Genomic DNA, 17,533 nt, shown 5'->3' with positions numbered 1-17,533 from the left:
ATAACAAGTCATTTATTGAAGCCTTTGGGTATTTATAAACAGGCTCAAACCAAAGGCAGTTCATTCTACGTCAGGTTTACGGAACTACAAATATGAAAAAATGGATTTTTCGACCGTCAATGAGGCTATTTTTATCATTATAGTTGCCAGTTTAAGGTATTCAACAAACATCTTTTCACTATATAAAAATCATCTTTTGCATATCGCAAGCCGACTTGCCTTCGGGAATAGATACGAAGTAAGCTGATTCAACCATCTGAATTAGTTGTGAGATTTAATTCATAACCTAAACATACTTACAAAAAAGGAACTTTATGCAACAAGAACTGATACATATTGCACTGGTCGTTAACGATTACGATGAGGCAATTACATTTTACACTAAAAAGTTAGGCTTTGAGTTACTCGAAGATACCTGTTTACCTGATGAAAATAAACGCTGGGTTGTAATTGCACCACCAGGGTCTAAAGGCGCAAGCATTTTACTTGCCAGAGCCAATAATGATGAGCAGCGCCAATTTGTAGGCAACCAAAGTGGCGGTAGAGTTTTTTTGTTTTTGCATACTCAAAACTTCGACAAAGACTACACCAATATGATTAGCAATGGCATTGAGTTTGTGCGTGAGCCCAGCGAACAAGATTACGGAACCGTTGCGGTATTTAAAGACCTATACGGTAATTTATGGGATTTACTAGAACTAACACCAGGGCATAGCATGGCAGCACGCATAAAAGCGATGTGCGAATAACCATAATATTTATCTGTGTTTAGATGCTGACTTTAGTATTACACTGTTAGCTCAAATCACAAACAGAGCAAAAGTTATGATCGAACAAGGACAATCACTTCCTCAAGCAACACTTAGCGAATTAACATCTGAAGGTATGGTTAATCATCAAGTTAATGAGCTTTTCGCCAACAAAAAAGTCGTTCTTTTTGCCGTACCAGGGGCATTTACTCCAACGTGTTCAGAGTCGCATTTACCTGGCTTTGTCACCTTAGCTGACAAAATCAAAGCAAAAGGCGTTGATATCATTGCCTGTGTATCCGTGAATGATGCATTTGTGATGAAAGCGTGGGGCGAGTCGCAAAATGCTTCAGAGCTTAAAATGCTCGCTGATGGCGACGCTAGTTTTACTAAAGCGCTAGGCCTTGATATGGATACCCAAACATTTGGTGGTATTCGTTCACAGCGCTATGCGATGGTCATTGAAAATGGTGTTGTCACAACACTTAATGTTGAAGCACCAAAGCAGTTTGAGCTAAGTAAAGCTGAGACTATTTTAGCACTTCTTTAACCCACTATTTGGAGCTGGCATTAATACCCAGCTCCAATATCAAATCAATGCCTTTAACATGACAACAGTAACTACACGTAATAATATCCAACACATTGTTCAAGAGATAAAACTTCAAGAGCGCCTTTTAAGACAACGATATACATTTTTAAAGTATCAGGATCAAATTAGCGTTCTCATATTACTGCTTAGCTTTGTAGGTATGGTAGGTATCGGCACCTTATACGTGCTTGGAGAGGTTACAGCGTGGACTTGCATCATCTTCGCGGCCATCTTTGCTTCAATTTCTCATGAGCTAGAGCATGACCTTATCCACAAACAGTATTTTAAGTTCAATACGTTTGCCCACAATGCAATGCTATTCATTGTATGGCTAATGCGCCCTAATACCATAAACCCTTGGTATCGCAGACGCATTCATTTACATCACCATAAAACATCAGGTTCGACGCAAGATATTGAAGAGCGCTTGGTAGGGAATGGCATAAGCAACCCATTTATCAGAGTCATTGTTATTTGTGATGGCTTACTTGGGCTTTTGCTCATGCAAAAGCGCTATAGGCAAGAGGTTAAAGGCTTCAGCTTTTTTTCGCTATTTAACTCAGGGTTTCCAATAACGACTTGCTACTTTGCAATACTCTACAGTGCTTTACTGTTTCATGGTGTTAATTTATTAAGTACTGATGTTCTGACTTTTCCTCACTGGCTAGTTGCAACTATGGATTACGTAGACATACTTATGGTGGTGCTAATATTACCTAATGTTTTACGCTCTATTTGCCTTAACTTTATAACGTCTTCAATGCACTATTATGGAGGTGTCAGCAATGTACTTGAGCAAACCCACGTGCTTAACCATTGGGTAATGCTGCCTTTTCAGTTGTTTTGCTTTAATTTTGGGGCAACTCACTCAATTCATCACTTTGTTCCAAATCAACCGTTTTATATTCGTCAGCTAATCGCAGCTAAAGTGCTACCCTTAATGAAACGCCATGGGGTCAATTTTAATGACTTTAAAAGCTTAAAAAACGCTAATCTATATACCTAGCGCTAAAAGTAAAAAAGCCACCTGAGTAGGTGGCTTAGTTATCTTTAGCTTTATGCTTACTTTGGCTGTTTGATACCAAATATTATGCAGTACATCACAGGTACAAAAATAAGAGTAAGAATGGTAGCAAAACCTAAACCAAACATAATGGTGACCGCCATCGACTTGAAAAACACGTCAAACAGCAGGGGGATCATGCCCAGTATGGTGGTAATTGCCGCCATCGACACAGGTCGAACACGACTCACGCCTGAATCAAATACCGCTTGATAAGGGGTTTTACCTTGTGCCAGTTCAAGATTTATCTGATCAATCAGTACAATACCGTTTTTGATTAACATACCTGATAAACTCAGAAGACCAAGTAACGCCATAAAACTAAATGGTGCATTCAACGCAACTAAACCAGCCGTTACACCAATGATTGCAAGCGGTACAGTAGACCAAATCACCAGCGGCTGTTTCAACGAGTTAAACAATAACACCGTGATCATAAACATCGCTAAATAGCCTACAGGAAGCGAGCCAAAAATCGCTTTTTGTGCTTTAGAAGATGACTCAAATTCGCCGCCCCATTCCATTTGGTAGCCATGAGGTAACGCAATGGCTTCAATGTCGCCGCGTACACGTGCGAATAACTTTGCGGGTGTCTCATCTCCAATCACATCGTGATCTGCCATAACTGTTATAGTGCGTTTGCGGTCTCGGCGCATAATCAATGGGTCTTCCCACATAACATTAAAATCATCAACCACTTGGGTAATTGGTACATACACCCCGAGTACAGGACTAAATATTTGTAAGTCACTTAAGTTTTCAACGTTTTTACGTTCTTCTTCAGGGGACCTTGCAACAATTGGTAACAGTTGGGTGCCATCTCTGTATAAACCAATCTTGTTGCCAGATACACTGGTCAGCAGTAATTGGTCTACGTCGCTTTTACTGATCCCCAAACGTCGAGCTTTTTGTTCGTTAAATTCAGGGCGAAGCACCTTGGTACGCTGGCGCCAATTATCTTTGATATTAAATGCGCCAGCGTCTTTAGCCAGCACCGCTTTTGCCTTGGCCGCTAGTTGACGCAGTACTACAGGATCTGGCCCAGAAAAGCGTGCCTCAATTTTTGCATCCGTTGAGGGACCAATTTCCATCCGCTTGATTTTCAGCTCACCCGATAAAACATGGTCTTTTTCAAACGTCCTTAGCTTAGCTATCATCTCTTTTACAGCTTCGCGGTTGGTCACTCGAACGATCAGCTGACCATAAGCGCTGTATTGCTTTTCTGGGGCGTAAGTCAGCATAAACCGTGGTGCGCCTTGGCCTATCGTGGTTGTCACTTCTTCTACTAACGACTGAGATTTTAAAAACGATTCAATCGTTGCCAAGTTATCAGCTGTACTGCGTATATCAGCCCCTTGATAGTGCCAGTAGTCCACATAGAACATTGGTGTATTAGATGCTGGAAAAAATGATTGCTTAACTGATTTGAAGCCTACAATTGATGAGGCTAATAACAGCAACATTAAGCCAACAGTAATTGCCCGATGCGTTAGAGAGAATGACAGTACCGCTTTATAAACATTAAATATGACGCCCTTATAAGGGTCTTCAGAGTCTGCTGACGAAGACTGCTTGGGCGCTTTAAACAACATATCTGCAAAGAATGGAGTCAGTGTTATCGCAGTTACCCAACTTAATAATAAAGAGATCAGTAATACCCAGAATAATGAACCTGCAAATTCACCGCTGGCATCGCTACTCAAGCCTATTGGAGCAAATGCAGTGATGCCAATAACTGTTGCACCTAATAATGGCCACTTGGTTTGCTCAACAATGTTAACGGCTGCTTGAAGTTTGCTTTGACCGCGCTTTAAGTTTATTAGTATCCCTTCGGTCACCACAATGGCATTATCAACCAACATACCCAAAGCTATAATCAATGCACCGAGTGAGATACGCTGTAGATCAATGGCAAATACTTTCATGAATATAAACGTGCCCAATACCGTCAACAGTAAGACCGCACCAATCAATAAGCCACTTTTAACCCCCATAAATACAAGCAGGACAACAATAACGATGGCGACAGCTTCCAATAGGCTAACAATAAAGCCATCCACTGACTTTTCTACTTCATTCGGTTGGTGGTAGACAGTATTAATCTCCATACCGTGAGGTCGTTGGTATTCTAAGGAATCTAGATGTGCATTAATGGCTTTACCAATATCGACCACATTTACGCCAGAGCTAAATGACACACCGATTAGTAGGGCACGTTGTTGATTATAACGGGTAATGTGATTTGGAATTTCAGCATACTCACGAGTTACTTTTGCGACATCGCCGAGGTAAATAAGCTCTTTGGCACCCGCTTTAGAGATCAACAGGTGTTCAAGCTCTTTAACATCTTGAAACTCACCAGTCGGGTGTAAACGTATTGATTCGTCGCCAACGCGGATTTTACCAGCATTAGATACACTATTTTGGGATTGTAAAAGGCCAAAGATATACGACGGTGCAATACCTAATTGCGACAACTTTTGCGTTGAGATCTCAACGATGACTTGCGCTTGTTGCTCCCCAGCAACGGTGACTTTACTAACTCCGTCAACAAGTACCAGTTCGCGCTTTAAATAGTCTACATAGTCTTTTAATTCATCATATGAATAGCCTTCACCCGTGACCGCATACATAACACCATATACATCAGCAAAGTCATCGATAACCTTTGGAGTATAAACACCCGGCGGCAGGCTCGCTTTGAGATCACTTATTTTGCGACGTAACTCATCCCAAATCTGGCGTAAATCTTGTTTACGATAGTTGCTTTTCATTTCTACCGTAATTTGCGATTTACCAGCCGAAGAGATTGAGGTCACATAATCTACATAAGGTAGTTGCTGTATCGCATTTTCTATTACAAATGTAACTTCTTCTTCCACTTGCTGTGGAGATGCTCCGGGATAGAGCGTGACTACCATCGCTTTTTTAAGCGTGAACTCAGGGTCTTCGAGTTGTCCTAAGCCAAAATAAGACACTGTTCCTGCTAATAACAGCAGTAGAGCAAACATCCAACTGATGACTTTATTTTCAATTGACCATTTAGCTAGACTCATAATTAAAGGCCTCGCTCCTTAGTCCAAGGTCTAACCTTCAGGCCTTCTTCTAAGTGATGTACGCCAGCACCAACAATGATCTCACCACCATTAAGTCCAGATATTACTTCAATGCTTTGGTTGTGCATTTTTCCAACCGATATCGCACGTTTACTTAGCGTTTGGCTCTGTTCATCAAATATCCATACAAATGCATTGTCATCTAACGGTTGAGTACGCTCAGAAAATACGGCAGAAATAGGTACATATAATTTTTTCACCGCTGTGTGCGTCACTTGACTGCGGTCAATGTAAACATGTCCCGTCATGCCGGCAAGCAGGTTAAAATCTTTTGGAATCGGTAAAGTAAAAACAACTTTGTAGCTCAAGGTGGCAGGGTCGGCTTGTGTATCCCACTCCTTAATGGATAACTCATAAGACTTATCTGGGTAGCCATCAAACACCACTCGAGGATGATAATCTAAATCTTTATCTACTCGTGCAACGAGCTTTTCTGGCACTTGTATAACAACATCCATCATATCTCGCGTCTCTAACCGCAAAATATTTTGTTTAGCGACTACGTTTTCGTAGTTTTTTACAAATACCTTAGCAATAGTGCCACTAAATGGCGCTCTGAGTTCGCTATTTTGTAAATTCGTTTTTGCTATCTTTAACGCAGACTCCGCTACTTGCTTATTTGCCAATGCCTGATCGTATTCAGATTTACTGGCAATTGATTTTTTAAAAAGTGACTCGACACGCGCCAGCTGAGATGAGGCTAGGTCATATTGTGCTGTACGCTGCTCAAGCTGTAATTGAAAGTCTTCAGGGTCTAACTTTGCTAGCAATTGGCCCTTAGTGACTTCTTGCCCAGCTAACACTGGAAATTCCATCAACTCACCGTTCACTCTAAACGCCAAATACGATCCTTGATTTGCAACCACTTCAGCAGGAAAGCTTCTGATGTCGCTTTGTTCACTGTTTGCAACGGTTACTAGCTTAACAGGTCTAATTACCTCAGTGTGACTCTGTGGTTGCGCTTGTTCTTGGCAACCTAACAGCAGTGTTAGCAGCGTTACTATCGCAGCGATTTTATACATGTAATAACTCCATCTACGTTATTGACGAAAAACTTGTGCTGCAGAGTATAAAAAATCCATATAAAATTAAAATTATATAATATTAGAATCTTTATAAGTTTTGATTATGAAAATTTCAGACCTAGAAATACTTCAAGCGGTTGCAAAAACTGCTAGCCTAAGTGAGGCTGCACAACAGTTGTATAAAACACAACCCGCTATAACTCAAGCGCTTAAAAGACTTGAAGAACAACTTGGTTTCACGATTGTAAACCGCAATAATTACCGTGTGACGCTCACCGAAAAAGGCAAGCGATTCTGTGATGAGTCGGCCAAGCTATTAGTATTTCGCGATGACTTACAAATTTTAGCTAAAGAGTTTTCCCTTGGTAATGAAGCAAGATTCAATATTTGTTATGAACCTCTGTGCTACCAAACTCAATATAACTCAGTGATCAGTGATGTTTTTAAGCAATTTCCTCATACTGAAATAGCCATCACCAGTGGTAAACGCTTTGTCGCATTGGAACAAGTTAACAATGCCGATGCAGATTTAGGAATTGGTCCTTGGTTTGATCTATTCCATGCTACAGGCGATTTAGAATCAATAGCTATCGGCGAAATCCGTCTTGGATTGGTTGCCAAAAAAAGCTTATTACCCACCAAGTTGAATTATGAACAACTTGCCAATTATCCTTGTCTTGCCATGTTTGAAAGTGGTTTTAACTTTGACAGTGAGCGGCTCGCTTATGCTCGAGGCGCCGGCATGATGAAATTAGATGACATCGCGTCGATAAAGTCATTTTTGCTTAGCGGGACTGGTTTTGCCATGATAAGCCTTAGCCATTGCCAAGCGGAACTTGATGCTGGGCTACTTGAGCAAATAAATGTCACAGATAGACAAAGCACTTTTACTGCTAAAATCCATGCTTTTCGCAAACAAGCCCGACATCATGGTCCTGTGGCGCGTGCGATTTGGCAAAAGTTTCAGCAAATAGGGACTCAATATGCAAAACAACAATAGTGGAGCCGATGAAGAGTTTAAAGCTAGGGTATACACCCTGATAGGTGCCATACCTAAAGGCAAAGTCGCCGCATATGGACAACTTGCAAAAATGGCTGGCGCGCAAAATCAGTCAAGAGCAGTTGGAAGACTGTTAAAGAACTTACCAGAGGGAAGCTCTTTACCGTGGCATCGCGTGATCAATAGCCAAGGAAAAATTTCATTTGCGCTCAATAGCGATAAATATAAACAACAACGTCAATTGCTTGAGGCAGAAGGCGTAGAGTTTCAAAACAATAAAATCCGTTTAAAAACTTACCAATGGCTTGCCTACGAATGATCGTAAATTTGCCACAGTACGTAACTAACTACATATTTTCGTTGACCTGTGGGTAACTATGATACGTGCCATTTTTCCACTTGGGGTATTTTTACTACCAGGAGGATATACCAAGTTAAGAATATTTGAACCGCGATACCTTACTATGGTTGGGGACGCGTTAAAGCGTGATAATGGTTTTGTGCTATGTAGGCATACAGACAATGCCTACTTAAACGTGCCTAAAGAGGGGGTTTACGTGCGTATCGTTGACTTTTCTCAAGACGGAAACGGACAACTGTTAATTGATGTGTTTGCCGAACACAGAGTTAGCATAAAGAACCCTTATATGGACGAACAAAACTTGCGCCACGCACATATCAATATAATTGCAGAACCACTGTGGCGCTATCAAAGTACGCTGTCTTCTCACTTTACCAGCCAAATGGGTGAGATGTTGTCTAATGTATTTTCTCAAAATCCTGAAATTGATGAGCTATATCGAGACAAACATTTTGAAGACCCGGTTTGGGTAGCAAGTCGGTGGTTAGAGCTTTTACCCATGAAAGAGTCAGAAAAACATAAACTTAAATCGTCGGTAAACTTTGAACAAGTGGTCAGTTTCCTCCATACTATTTTAAATGAATCACAGTGATCCATTAGATACTCAAATACGTAAAACTGGTTATCGATAGTCTTAAAAGATAACGAGTTATGGTCGACCAAGTATCCACATGCGATTCACCCTCAATCGCGAGAAACAGTAACAACATGGAACAAGCGCCAAGCCAAGCTTTATCTGACGCACTATGCAAAGTGGCTAGCTCGAGAGACAAGCAAGCCTTTGCTACGCTGTTTGAGTATTTTGCACCTAAAATTAAACGCTTTGGAATTAAACAGTTCGGCAACGAAGCTTTAGCAATGGAGCTGGTTCAGGACACGCTTACATCAGTGTGGCGAAAAGCACATTTGTATCACCCAGATAAAGGGGCTGCAACGACATGGGTGTATACCGTAATGCGTAACGCATCGTTTGATGCGTTACGCAAAATGAAAAGCAATAAGGAAGAACATTTTAGTGAAGAGATCTGGCCGTTGCTGCAAGACGAGCAAGTTGTAGATGACGGTTTTGCAGACCATCTTCAAGATAATAAAATTAAAGAACATATCAGCAAACTGCCACCTGCACAGCAAGATGTGGTAAAGGGCGTTTATTTTCAACAAATGTCGCAAGAGCAACTCGCCGAGCAATTGGATATTCCAGTGGGTACAGTTAAATCGAGATTAAGACTTGCCTTACAAAAACTAAGAGCAGAAATGGGAGACAGTAATGATTAAGCACCATCCATCAGAGCAGCTACTTTCCCAGTACAGTCTCGGAGAGTTACCAGCAACACTCAGTATCGCGGTTTCAGCTCACTTAGAATTTTGCGCATGTTGTAAAAGCAAAGTTGACACAATTGAAGTCGCCCAAGCAGATACAGCGTTCGCAGATACCACATCACCGTTTGATAACGATGACTTTGCGGATATGTTGTCAATGATAACTCAAAGCAGTGACGTTGACACCGTGGCGCAATATGAACCAGAAGTATTCAGTTATCAAAGTAAAGAGCTAAGCCTGCCACGCGCCATAGCTGCTATTGACAGGAGTAACTTTGTTCAACTTGGCAAACTGTCACGATCTAGGTTAAAGCTTGATGATGGTGAGATGCGAGCCAGTTTACTACAAATAGCGCCACATGGAGAGATCCCGCATCACACGCACACGGGGTTTGAGCTCACTTTGTTGCTAGATGGTGAGTTTTCAGATGAAAAGGGTAGTTATGTGCCTGGTGATTTTATTTGGTTAGATGCAAGACATAATCACCAACCAACAACAGCTGAGGGGTGTTTATGCTTTACAGTTGTTAATAGCGCATTGCACTTCAATAAAGGTCTAAGCAAATTACTAAACCCTATCGGTAATTTAATTTACTAGGTGATATTAACAATGGAAAATTCTTCATCAATAAGGATCGGAATTAGCGCTTGCCTCGCAGGCGATAAGGTTCGCTTTGATACAGGTCATAAGCGTTCTAATTTTTGTATGGATGAACTTGCGCAGCACGTTGAATACGTGAAGTTTTGCCCAGAGGTAGCTGTAGGGTTGCCAATCCCAAGGCCAACAATAAGACAAGTAAAAGTCGGCGACACTATCAAGGTGTGTCGCCCTGATGGCACAGGAGATGTTGGCCCAAAACTTACCCAATACGGTAAGAAGGTTGCGACAGAGCATGCAAGTTCATTATCTGGGTTTATCTTTTGTGCCAAAAGCCCAAGTTGCGGTATGGAACGTGTGAAAATTTATAACGAAGCTGGCACCGGTAATACATCAGAAGGTGTTGGCTTTTTTGCGCAACAGATTATGCAGCATAATCCATTATTGCCGTGCGAAGAAAACGGACGATTAAATGACCCTCATCTTCGCGAAAATTTTGTCATGCGCGTGTATGTATTTAAAAGTTGGCAGAACTTAAACTTACACAGTGTCGGAATGCACGAACTCACGCAATTTCATGCTAAGCATAAATATCTTGTTATGGCGCACAATTATGAATCTTATCGAGAACTGGGGCGCTATCTTGCTCAAGCATCTGAAACGCCCATAGAGCAGGTTAAGCAAAGTTATATTTCCGGCTTGATGAAAGCGCTAGCCAGTCCTGCATCTCGTAAAAACCAAACGAACACGTTAGCGCACCTTCAAGGTTACTTTAAAAACGATTTATCTAAAATTGAAAAGCAGGAGTTATGTAACGCCATTGACCAGTATCGACAAGGTTTGGTTCCTTTATATGTACCGCTGACTTTATTAAAGCATCACTTAACTGTACACCCCAACGAGTATTTGGCACAACAAGTGTACTTCGACCCCTATCCGAATGAACTTAAGTTAAGGTTTGGTATTTGATGGCTCCAATATTGTGGTTTAGGCGAGACCTACGTTTTTTTGCCAATGACGCCTTAATCGAGGCTGTAGAAAATGGTGCCAAAGAGGCACTTTTTTTTGTATGCCAAAAGCAGTGGCAAACACATAATGCTGCGCCCATTCAAATTGACTTATTAAAACGCCGAGTAGCTTGGCTAGGACAGGCTTTATGTGACTATGGTATCTATTTACATATTGTAGAAGTAGATGATTTCAGTGACACACCACAAGCACTTAAACGTTTTTGTGAAAAACATAATACACAACGTGTGTATGCAAATCGTGAATACGAAATCAACGAGTGTCAACGAGACAAAAAATGTCTCGAATTGGGTATAGACCTTACTTTGTTTGATGGAGATTTAGTTGCGCCGCCGCATAGTGTCACCACAAAAAGTGGTGATATGTTCAAAGTGTTTACCCCGTTCAAAAAGGCGTGGCTGAAAAAGTTTGAACAACATCATTTTTTTATACCCAGTTGGCCACTAGAAAAGAGTAATAAGCATACGCGTTGGCACCTCCCTGAATGTTTGCAAGGCGACGGTAGCTCACTTAAATGGCCAATAGATGACGATACCATAAAAACAATTGCAAACCACTTTATACAAAACAAGTGTGAAGAGTATCAATCAGTTAGGGACATCCCCAGTATTAAGGGTACCTCTGGTCTGAGCCCTTATTTAGCGCTTGGGATGGTATCTGTTAAGCAACTCCTTGCCCAGCTGCAACTATTCTACCCTGATATTTTACATACCACGACTAAACCTGAATTTTGCTGGGTGAATGAGTTGATCTGGCGGGAGTTTTACCGTCATTTGATTATTGCATTTCCTAATTTGTGCAGGCACGAAAATTTCAACAAAAAATACAATGCGGTGCAATGGCAATATGACGCAACACAATTTAAAGCATGGTGCGAAGGAAAAACAGGCTACCCCATTGTCGATGCAGCTATGCGGCAGTTGAATCAAACCGGTTGGATGCATAACCGACTACGTATGATAGTCGCAAGTTTCTTAACTAAACATTTGCTTATCGATTGGCGCCATGGAGAAAAATACTTTATGCAGCATTTAATCGATGGCGATTTTGCCAGTAATAATGGCGGTTGGCAGTGGGCTGCAAGTACCGGTTGCGATGCTCAGCCATATTTTCGGATATTCAATCCAATAACCCAAAGCGAAAAGTTTGATCCTCAAGGAGATTTCATCCGTAAATATGTACCAGAACTGGGAGATGTACCATCAAAATATATTCATTTCCCACACGACTATCTGGTTACAAAGCAAAATACCCAATACGCACAACCTCTGGTTGATCACAAAGTGGCAAGGGTAAGGGCTTTAGAAGCATTCAAGGTGTCATAAATGCATAATGTGATTGCACGATTTATAGATATGTATAATTTGCTCAGTGCTGACAATTTGTCACCATTAGAGCTGGTATATCATAAGGATATTCAGTTTATTGATCCCCTGCACCACGTCACTGGGTTAAGTCAGCTTAAGTCATATTTTGCGAACATGTATGCGAATGTACAAACGATCCACTTCGATATCAAAGAAACATTCGATATTGAAGGCAATGGCTTTGTATATTGGCAGATGCGATTTCAACACAAGCGAATTAATGGTGGTAAAGAAGTGGTAGTCAATGGGCACAGCCACCTTCGCTTTGAAGACGATAAAATCATTTATCACCAAGACTACTTTGATGCAGCTGCCATGTTGTATAGAAATATTCCGCTGCTCAAACAGCTTATCGGTTTCATAGACAAAAGAGCGGCAAAATAATGAAACGGGTGCTAATAACAGGTGCAACATCGGGCATTGGACGTGGACTTGCAGAGCAATATGCAAACGATCATATCGTTTATGCATGTGGTAGAAATGAGCAAGCCCTTAGTGAACTAACTCAAATTGCCAACATAACCGCACTACAGATGGATGTAACAAAAATAGATGAGATCAAATCCCAATGCGCCCAAATCGACGCACTAGATTTACTGATTCTCAACGCAGGTAATTGTGAATATATTGATGATGCCAAACACTTTGACAGTGCGCTTTTTAAACGGGTTATTGATGTAAACCTACTTTCATTAGGATACTGTCTGGAAGTGCTACTGCCACGACTACGCGAGGGTGGGCAGTTAATCATTGTCAGCTCCAGCGCCTCTTTTTTAGCGTTACCAAGGGCACAAGCCTATGGTGCATCAAAAGCAGGCGCAACCTATCTAGCCCAGTCTCTTGCCGTGGACCTTGACCACATAGATGTGAGCGTTGTACATCCTGGCTTTGTTAAAACGCCGCTCACAGATAAAAATGATTTTTCAATGCCAATGGCTGTATCTGTGGAACAGGCGACCAAAGCTATAATGAAAGGAATATCGAAGCGGAAAAAGGAAATTCATTTTCCAAAACGCTTTACCTTTATACTCAAACTGTTGCAACTATTGCCATTTAGCATGTGGCTGTTTTTATCCAAAGGAATTAGACGTTGAAAAAAGTAGCGATTATCGGCTCTGGTATATCAGGCATGACCGCCGCATACCTGTTGAGCGACAAATTTGATGTACAAGTATTTGAAAAAAATGACTACATAGGCGGTCACACCGCCACTGTAGACGTACAAATGAACGGTCAAAGTTATGCCATCGACACAGGCTTTATCGTTTTTAATGACAGAACCTATCCTAAATTTGAAAAGCTACTCGCACAATTAGGCGTCAATCGCCAACCTACGCAAATGAGCTTTAGTGTTAAAAACACCCAGACAGGCTTTGAATACAACGGTCATACTTTCTCTACTCTATTTGCTCAAAAGCGTAATATTGTACGTCCTAAGTTTTGGCGACTTTTATATGACATTGTGCGTTTTAATAAAATCTGCAAGTCGATGCATGCAAAACAGGATTACAGCAGCTGCAACACTCTTGGTGAACTGCTCACATTAAACCACTTTAATGATTTTTTTAAACTGCATTACATCCTACCTATGGGTGCTGCAATTTGGTCAACTAGCATTAAGGAAATGGAAGCATTTGAAGTCGAATTTTTTGTTAAGTTTTTCTACAACCATGGTTTACTAGATATAACTAATAGACCGCAATGGTACGTTATACCAGGGGGCTCAAGAGAGTATATCGCACCACTTGTCGACAAGTTCAAAAACAATATTCAATTAAATGCCGACATCAAAAAAGTTGTTCGTAATGAGTCTGGCGTAGAAATTGTGATGGCCGATGGGCAGTGTAAGAACTTTGATAAGGTTGTCTTTGCATGTCATTCAGATCAAGCGCTCGCCCTGTTAGACAGTCCAAGTGAAGATGAAGTGGCAGTACTCGGTGCCATTCCTTACACGGCAAATTCGGTCGTTTTACATACCGACGCCAGCTTGTTACCAAAACGTCAAGCCGCATGGGCAAGTTGGAACTATCTACTTGATAAACAAACTGATAAAGCGGCTGTTGTTACTTATCAAATGAACATTTTGCAGCAGCTGGAAAGTGAACAACCATTTTGCGTTACGCTTAATCACGAAGACGGGATAGAGCCAAGTAAAATACTGCGTCGATTTACTTATCACCACCCAGTATTCAACCGCAGCAGTATCGCAGCGCAAAAACGCAAACCCCTTGTTGACGGTAAAAGGCACAGCTATTTCTGTGGCGCATATTGGTTTAATGGCTTTCATGAAGATGGTGTTCGCAGTGCTGTAGAGGTTGCTAAGCAAATGGGAATCGAGTTTTGAGTGCACCTCTCAATAGCGCATTATATCTGGGGGATGTGAAACACAAACGTTTCACACCAACGCTGCATCAGTTTCATTATCCACTTTACATGATGTGGTTAGATTTAGACGAAACAGCACAGCTTAATCATGTTCACCCACTGCTTGGCACGTCAGGGATTAAACTACTAAAGTTTAATGAAAAAGACTACTTAACTAACTATACCGGTAACTTAAAAGAACGTGCGATCGCTGCGGGCCAAGCACTCGGTATCGACAGCGTTCCCAATAACGTGTTCTTACTATGCCAAATGCGGTGCTTTGGAATTTATTTCAGCCCAGTTAACTTCTATTTTTTTACCAATGAGCAAGGCCAATATACACATATGTTGGCCGAAGTGAGCAATACACCTTGGAACGAACGCCATTGTTATTTAGTGAAATTGAATGAAAAAGTGAACTTTAAAAAAACTTTTCACGTATCTCCTTTTATGGATCTAGATATGCACTACCATTGGCAAGTAACAATAAGCAATCGCAGTGTTTTGATACATATTGCAAATAAGCGAGGTGAGACACTCCTATTTGAGGCAAAGTTACGGCTAAAGCGCCAAGCACTTATGCGCTCAAACGTGTCTTCTTTGTTAAAGCGGTTTCCTGCCATGACTGTGTCTATATTTAGAAGCATTTATTGGCAAGCATTAAAGTTATTTTTTAAAAAAGTGCCTTTTTTAGGACACTCGGGGCGTTAATATGGAAAACACAACATCAATTCACAATCAGCTTCCTCTGTCTTGGCCTGAAAAATTATACAGCAAGCTCGTTTTTTCAGCATTCAATAGCATAGAAACAGGGCACCTCACTGTACTTATGGGCGGTGAGAGATATGAATTTGGCAATCGGGAAGACGCCCTGTCTTGTACGATTACCATCGTTGATAGCGCTATGTTTAAAATGTTCGCTTTAGGTGGCAGCGTTGGCGCTGGTGAGGCGTACATTGAAGGATATTGGCGCTGTTCAAATCTAACCGCATTAATTGAAATTTTTGCTATAAATCAGGCCCAGTTAGATGCATTTGAACGTAAGTTTTCTTTTCTTACTGGGTTTGTTAATAAACTCAAACATTTGAAAAACAAAAACTCAAAGTCAGGTTCGAAGAAAAACATTGCTGCCCATTATGACCTTGGAAACGAGCTGTATAGTGCATTTTTGAGTAAAGAAATGCTCTACTCAAGCGCAGTCTATCCAAATAAGCAAAGCTCGTTAGAAGAAGCGCAACAAAACAAATTACAGGCAATTTGCCAAAGCTTAGATTTGAGTGCGAACGATAAAGTGGTCGAAATTGGCACCGGGTGGGGTGCGTTTGCGATATATGCAGCGCAAAACTATGGCTGCCATGTAACGACAACAACGATATCTGAAGAGCAACACGACTATGTCAAAAATAAAATTAAAGAGCTTGGTCTTGAACATAAAATCACCTTATTGAAAAAAGACTATCGAGACTTAGAAGGTCATTTTGATAAGCTCGTTTCGATTGAAATGATTGAAGCGGTGGGACATGACTACCTACCAAGCTTTTTTAAAAAGTGCGATTCGCTGTTAAAAGAAGACGGCGCTATGTTGATTCAAGCGATCACCATTGCATGCCAACGCTATCAACACTATTTGAAGCAATCAGACTTTATCCAACAATACATTTTTCCAGGTGGATGCTTACCTTCCATCACTGAACTTAACACGCAAATTTGTTCTAACACATCCATGGTTGTTCATAGTATCAACGACATAGGTCTGCATTATGCGAGAACATTGAATGATTGGTACAGTCGTTTTAAAAAAGCGTGGCCGACACTAGATCATACCAAATTTGATCAGCGTTTCTATCGCCTGTGGGAGTTTTATCTATGCTACTGCGAAGGGGCTTTCAAACAACGAGCCACCAGCACTATTCACTTGGTCGCGAGGAAGCCTAGATATGTTTCTTCTACCTGCGTCGATACGCTTGATTATTAATTTTTTACTGTTTCAGGCATGCTGGATGCTCGCCTTTTTATATCAGGGTGAAGCCACTTGGGCTATGTTGATATTATGCCTGTTACTGTTATTCACCCATAAAAAATATTGCAAGCAACTTACTCTGTTAGCACTCAGCTTACCACTCGGTATTGGTATAGAGTATTTGTCAGTTTATTCAGGACTTATCGCTCACCCTGAAGGCACAGTACCGTTTTGGTTAATGATATTGTGGATGGCTTTTATATTGACGTTTGACAGCTCACTAAAAGCAATTATAACGCTGCCAAACCGCTTGGGCACAGCAGTTATTGGCTTGTTTGCACCTGCAAGTTACTTGGCTGCTGCAAACTTTGGGGTGTTTGATATTTTAGTACCAATTATTCAGTTTTACGTTACATTTTCCGTACTCTGGCTGGTATGTACCTTATTTTTTATAATAATTTATGATTGGTTATTCACAAAAAGCAAATTTATCGCCTAACAGCTATTGCGAAAACGAGTAACGCTTGCTAGTTTGTAGAAGCTTGGTTAGTGCAGATACAAACTGCCGTTGAAAGCGTGCTAATCCTGACGTTTATCAATTTTTTAACTAAAATTTTCAGGAAATAGTTGCACATCTAACCAAAATGCATAAACATAGGTTTTGCTTAGGCAAAATAAAAAATGAATAGGAATCTAATAATGAATAAAGCTCAACTAGTTGAAAAGATGGCAGCAGACGCTGAAATTTCAAAAGCGGCGGCAGCTCGCGCACTTGAAGCATTCACTGGTGCCGTAACCAAGTCTCTAAAAGAAGGCGATTCAGTTGCACTGGTTGGTTTTGGTACATTCTCAGTAAAAGAGCGTGCAGCTCGTACTGGCCGTAACCCACAAACCGGTGCTGAAATACAAATTGCTGCAGCGAACATTCCAAGCTTCAAAGCAGGTAAAGGTTTAAAAGACCAAGTTAACCTATAATCTGGTTAAACAAC

General features: G+C 41.0%; 19 protein-coding genes. 17 read left to right on the top strand and 2 right to left on the bottom strand.

Translation table 11 applies throughout. From position 1 onward, the window contains the following. The first annotated feature begins 314 nt into the window (after positions 1-314). From HG263_RS07215 to HG263_RS07205, 3 genes are all read left to right on the top strand, one after another. On the top strand, positions 315-749 hold the full coding sequence (locus HG263_RS07215; RefSeq protein WP_171625394.1) for a VOC family protein: 435 nt from the start codon (positions 315-317) through the stop codon (positions 747-749). 76 nt (positions 750-825) lie between these two features. Then, positions 826-1,299, top strand: coding sequence for a peroxiredoxin (locus HG263_RS07210; RefSeq protein WP_171625393.1), 474 nt, complete (start codon positions 826-828; stop codon positions 1,297-1,299). A 58-nt stretch (positions 1,300-1,357) separates the two neighbouring features. Beyond that, positions 1,358-2,347 carry a fatty acid desaturase gene (locus HG263_RS07205; protein ID WP_171625392.1) on the top strand — a complete coding sequence of 330 codons (990 nt, stop codon included), beginning with the start codon at positions 1,358-1,360 and terminating at the stop codon, positions 2,345-2,347. Positions 2,348-2,403: 56 nt separating this feature from the next. Here HG263_RS07205 and HG263_RS07200 read toward each other — a convergent pair whose 3' ends face one another. Both HG263_RS07200 and HG263_RS07195 read right to left on the bottom strand, forming a co-directional pair. Further along, positions 2,404-5,460 (bottom strand): efflux RND transporter permease subunit, encoded by a 3,057-nt coding sequence (locus tag HG263_RS07200; protein WP_171625391.1) that lies wholly within the window; start codon positions 5,458-5,460, stop codon positions 2,404-2,406. Between the two features lie 2 nt (positions 5,461-5,462). Beyond that, a complete protein-coding gene (locus HG263_RS07195; protein ID WP_171625390.1) occupies positions 5,463-6,542 on the bottom strand; it encodes an efflux RND transporter periplasmic adaptor subunit in 1,080 nt (359 codons plus the stop codon). Between the two features lie 106 nt (positions 6,543-6,648). On the opposite strand from HG263_RS07195, the gene HG263_RS07190 reads away from it, so the two are divergent. The 14 genes from HG263_RS07190 (at position 6,649) to HG263_RS07125 (ending at position 17,519) form a co-directional block, all read left to right on the top strand. Further along, positions 6,649-7,545, top strand: a complete 897-nt coding sequence (locus HG263_RS07190; protein WP_171625389.1) for a LysR family transcriptional regulator — start codon at positions 6,649-6,651, stop codon at positions 7,543-7,545. Further along, positions 7,529-7,864 (top strand): MGMT family protein, encoded by a 336-nt coding sequence (locus HG263_RS07185; protein WP_171625388.1) that lies wholly within the window; start codon positions 7,529-7,531, stop codon positions 7,862-7,864. Before HG263_RS07190 ends, HG263_RS07185 begins: the two co-directional genes overlap by 17 nt. 58 nt (positions 7,865-7,922) lie before the next feature. Continuing rightward, the gene (locus HG263_RS07180) at positions 7,923-8,498 is read left to right on the top strand and encodes an LON peptidase substrate-binding domain-containing protein (protein ID WP_171625387.1); all 576 of its coding nucleotides are present in this window, start codon (positions 7,923-7,925) and stop codon (positions 8,496-8,498) included. 116 nt (positions 8,499-8,614) lie between these two features. Further along, positions 8,615-9,181 (top strand): sigma-70 family RNA polymerase sigma factor, encoded by a 567-nt coding sequence (locus tag HG263_RS07175; RefSeq protein ID WP_439331985.1) that lies wholly within the window; start codon positions 8,615-8,617, stop codon positions 9,179-9,181. Next, positions 9,174-9,824, top strand: coding sequence for a ChrR family anti-sigma-E factor (locus HG263_RS07170; protein WP_171625385.1), 651 nt, complete (start codon positions 9,174-9,176; stop codon positions 9,822-9,824). Before HG263_RS07175 ends, HG263_RS07170 begins: the two co-directional genes overlap by 8 nt. Before the next feature lie 12 nt (positions 9,825-9,836). Then, positions 9,837-10,793: a YbgA family protein gene (locus tag HG263_RS07165; protein ID WP_171625384.1), complete on the top strand. Its 957-nt coding sequence runs from the start codon at positions 9,837-9,839 to the stop codon at positions 10,791-10,793. Next, a complete protein-coding gene (gene phrB / locus HG263_RS07160) occupies positions 10,793-12,178 on the top strand; it encodes a deoxyribodipyrimidine photo-lyase (RefSeq protein WP_171625383.1) in 1,386 nt (461 codons plus the stop codon). Before HG263_RS07165 ends, phrB begins: the two co-directional genes overlap by 1 nt. Next, complete coding sequence (locus HG263_RS07155) at positions 12,179-12,604, top strand: nuclear transport factor 2 family protein (RefSeq protein ID WP_171625382.1); 426 nt, start codon at positions 12,179-12,181, stop codon at positions 12,602-12,604. Continuing rightward, positions 12,604-13,314: an SDR family NAD(P)-dependent oxidoreductase gene (locus HG263_RS07150; RefSeq protein ID WP_171625381.1), complete on the top strand. Its 711-nt coding sequence runs from the start codon at positions 12,604-12,606 to the stop codon at positions 13,312-13,314. Before HG263_RS07155 ends, HG263_RS07150 begins: the two co-directional genes overlap by 1 nt. Then, positions 13,311-14,564 carry an NAD(P)/FAD-dependent oxidoreductase gene (locus HG263_RS07145; protein ID WP_171625380.1) on the top strand — a complete coding sequence of 418 codons (1,254 nt, stop codon included), beginning with the start codon at positions 13,311-13,313 and terminating at the stop codon, positions 14,562-14,564. Before HG263_RS07150 ends, HG263_RS07145 begins: the two co-directional genes overlap by 4 nt. After that, positions 14,561-15,295 carry a DUF1365 domain-containing protein gene (locus tag HG263_RS07140; RefSeq protein ID WP_171625379.1) on the top strand — a complete coding sequence of 245 codons (735 nt, stop codon included), beginning with the start codon at positions 14,561-14,563 and terminating at the stop codon, positions 15,293-15,295. Before HG263_RS07145 ends, HG263_RS07140 begins: the two co-directional genes overlap by 4 nt. Position 15,296: 1 nt before the next feature. Next, positions 15,297-16,559: an SAM-dependent methyltransferase gene (locus HG263_RS07135; RefSeq protein WP_171625378.1), complete on the top strand. Its 1,263-nt coding sequence runs from the start codon at positions 15,297-15,299 to the stop codon at positions 16,557-16,559. Beyond that, positions 16,522-17,043 carry a DUF2878 family protein gene (locus HG263_RS07130; RefSeq protein ID WP_171625377.1) on the top strand — a complete coding sequence of 174 codons (522 nt, stop codon included), beginning with the start codon at positions 16,522-16,524 and terminating at the stop codon, positions 17,041-17,043. Before HG263_RS07135 ends, HG263_RS07130 begins: the two co-directional genes overlap by 38 nt. A 200-nt stretch (positions 17,044-17,243) precedes the next feature. Continuing rightward, positions 17,244-17,519 (top strand): HU family DNA-binding protein, encoded by a 276-nt coding sequence (locus HG263_RS07125; protein WP_152087661.1) that lies wholly within the window; start codon positions 17,244-17,246, stop codon positions 17,517-17,519. The last annotated feature ends 14 nt before the right edge of the window (positions 17,520-17,533 follow it).

Origin of the sequence: Pseudoalteromonas caenipelagi (genome assembly GCF_013140855.1) — a bacterium.
In the GTDB taxonomy this organism is placed as follows: domain Bacteria; phylum Pseudomonadota; class Gammaproteobacteria; order Enterobacterales; family Alteromonadaceae; genus Pseudoalteromonas; species Pseudoalteromonas caenipelagi.
Note: the sequence above shows the minus strand (reverse complement) of the source record. Positions and strands in the feature narration are given on the sequence as shown.

What these genes read in the sequence shown, in the direction of transcription:
- HG263_RS07180 (WP_171625387.1), top strand. Translation starts at nt 7,923, where the DNA reads ATGATACGTGCCATTTTTCCACTTGGGGTATTTTTACTACCAGGAGGA.
- HG263_RS07190 (WP_171625389.1), top strand. Translation starts at nt 6,649, where the DNA reads ATGAAAATTTCAGACCTAGAAATACTTCAAGCGGTTGCAAAAACTGCT.
- HG263_RS07165 (WP_171625384.1), top strand. Translation starts at nt 9,837, where the DNA reads ATGGAAAATTCTTCATCAATAAGGATCGGAATTAGCGCTTGCCTCGCA.
- HG263_RS07155 (WP_171625382.1), top strand. Translation starts at nt 12,179, where the DNA reads ATGCATAATGTGATTGCACGATTTATAGATATGTATAATTTGCTCAGT.
- HG263_RS07210 (WP_171625393.1), top strand. Translation starts at nt 826, where the DNA reads ATGATCGAACAAGGACAATCACTTCCTCAAGCAACACTTAGCGAATTA.
- phrB (WP_171625383.1), top strand. Translation starts at nt 10,793, where the DNA reads ATGGCTCCAATATTGTGGTTTAGGCGAGACCTACGTTTTTTTGCCAAT.
- HG263_RS07195 (WP_171625390.1), bottom strand. Translation starts at nt 6,542, where the DNA reads ATGTATAAAATCGCTGCGATAGTAACGCTGCTAACACTGCTGTTAGGT.
- HG263_RS07200 (WP_171625391.1), bottom strand. Translation starts at nt 5,460, where the DNA reads ATGAGTCTAGCTAAATGGTCAATTGAAAATAAAGTCATCAGTTGGATG.
- HG263_RS07175 (WP_439331985.1), top strand. Translation starts at nt 8,615, where the DNA reads ATGGAACAAGCGCCAAGCCAAGCTTTATCTGACGCACTATGCAAAGTG.
- HG263_RS07150 (WP_171625381.1), top strand. Translation starts at nt 12,604, where the DNA reads ATGAAACGGGTGCTAATAACAGGTGCAACATCGGGCATTGGACGTGGA.
- HG263_RS07215 (WP_171625394.1), top strand. Translation starts at nt 315, where the DNA reads ATGCAACAAGAACTGATACATATTGCACTGGTCGTTAACGATTACGAT.
- HG263_RS07170 (WP_171625385.1), top strand. Translation starts at nt 9,174, where the DNA reads ATGATTAAGCACCATCCATCAGAGCAGCTACTTTCCCAGTACAGTCTC.
- HG263_RS07205 (WP_171625392.1), top strand. Translation starts at nt 1,358, where the DNA reads ATGACAACAGTAACTACACGTAATAATATCCAACACATTGTTCAAGAG.
- HG263_RS07185 (WP_171625388.1), top strand. Translation starts at nt 7,529, where the DNA reads ATGCAAAACAACAATAGTGGAGCCGATGAAGAGTTTAAAGCTAGGGTA.
- HG263_RS07125 (WP_152087661.1), top strand. Translation starts at nt 17,244, where the DNA reads ATGAATAAAGCTCAACTAGTTGAAAAGATGGCAGCAGACGCTGAAATT.
- HG263_RS07130 (WP_171625377.1), top strand. Translation starts at nt 16,522, where the DNA reads ATGTTTCTTCTACCTGCGTCGATACGCTTGATTATTAATTTTTTACTG.
- HG263_RS07135 (WP_171625378.1), top strand. Translation starts at nt 15,297, where the DNA reads ATGGAAAACACAACATCAATTCACAATCAGCTTCCTCTGTCTTGGCCT.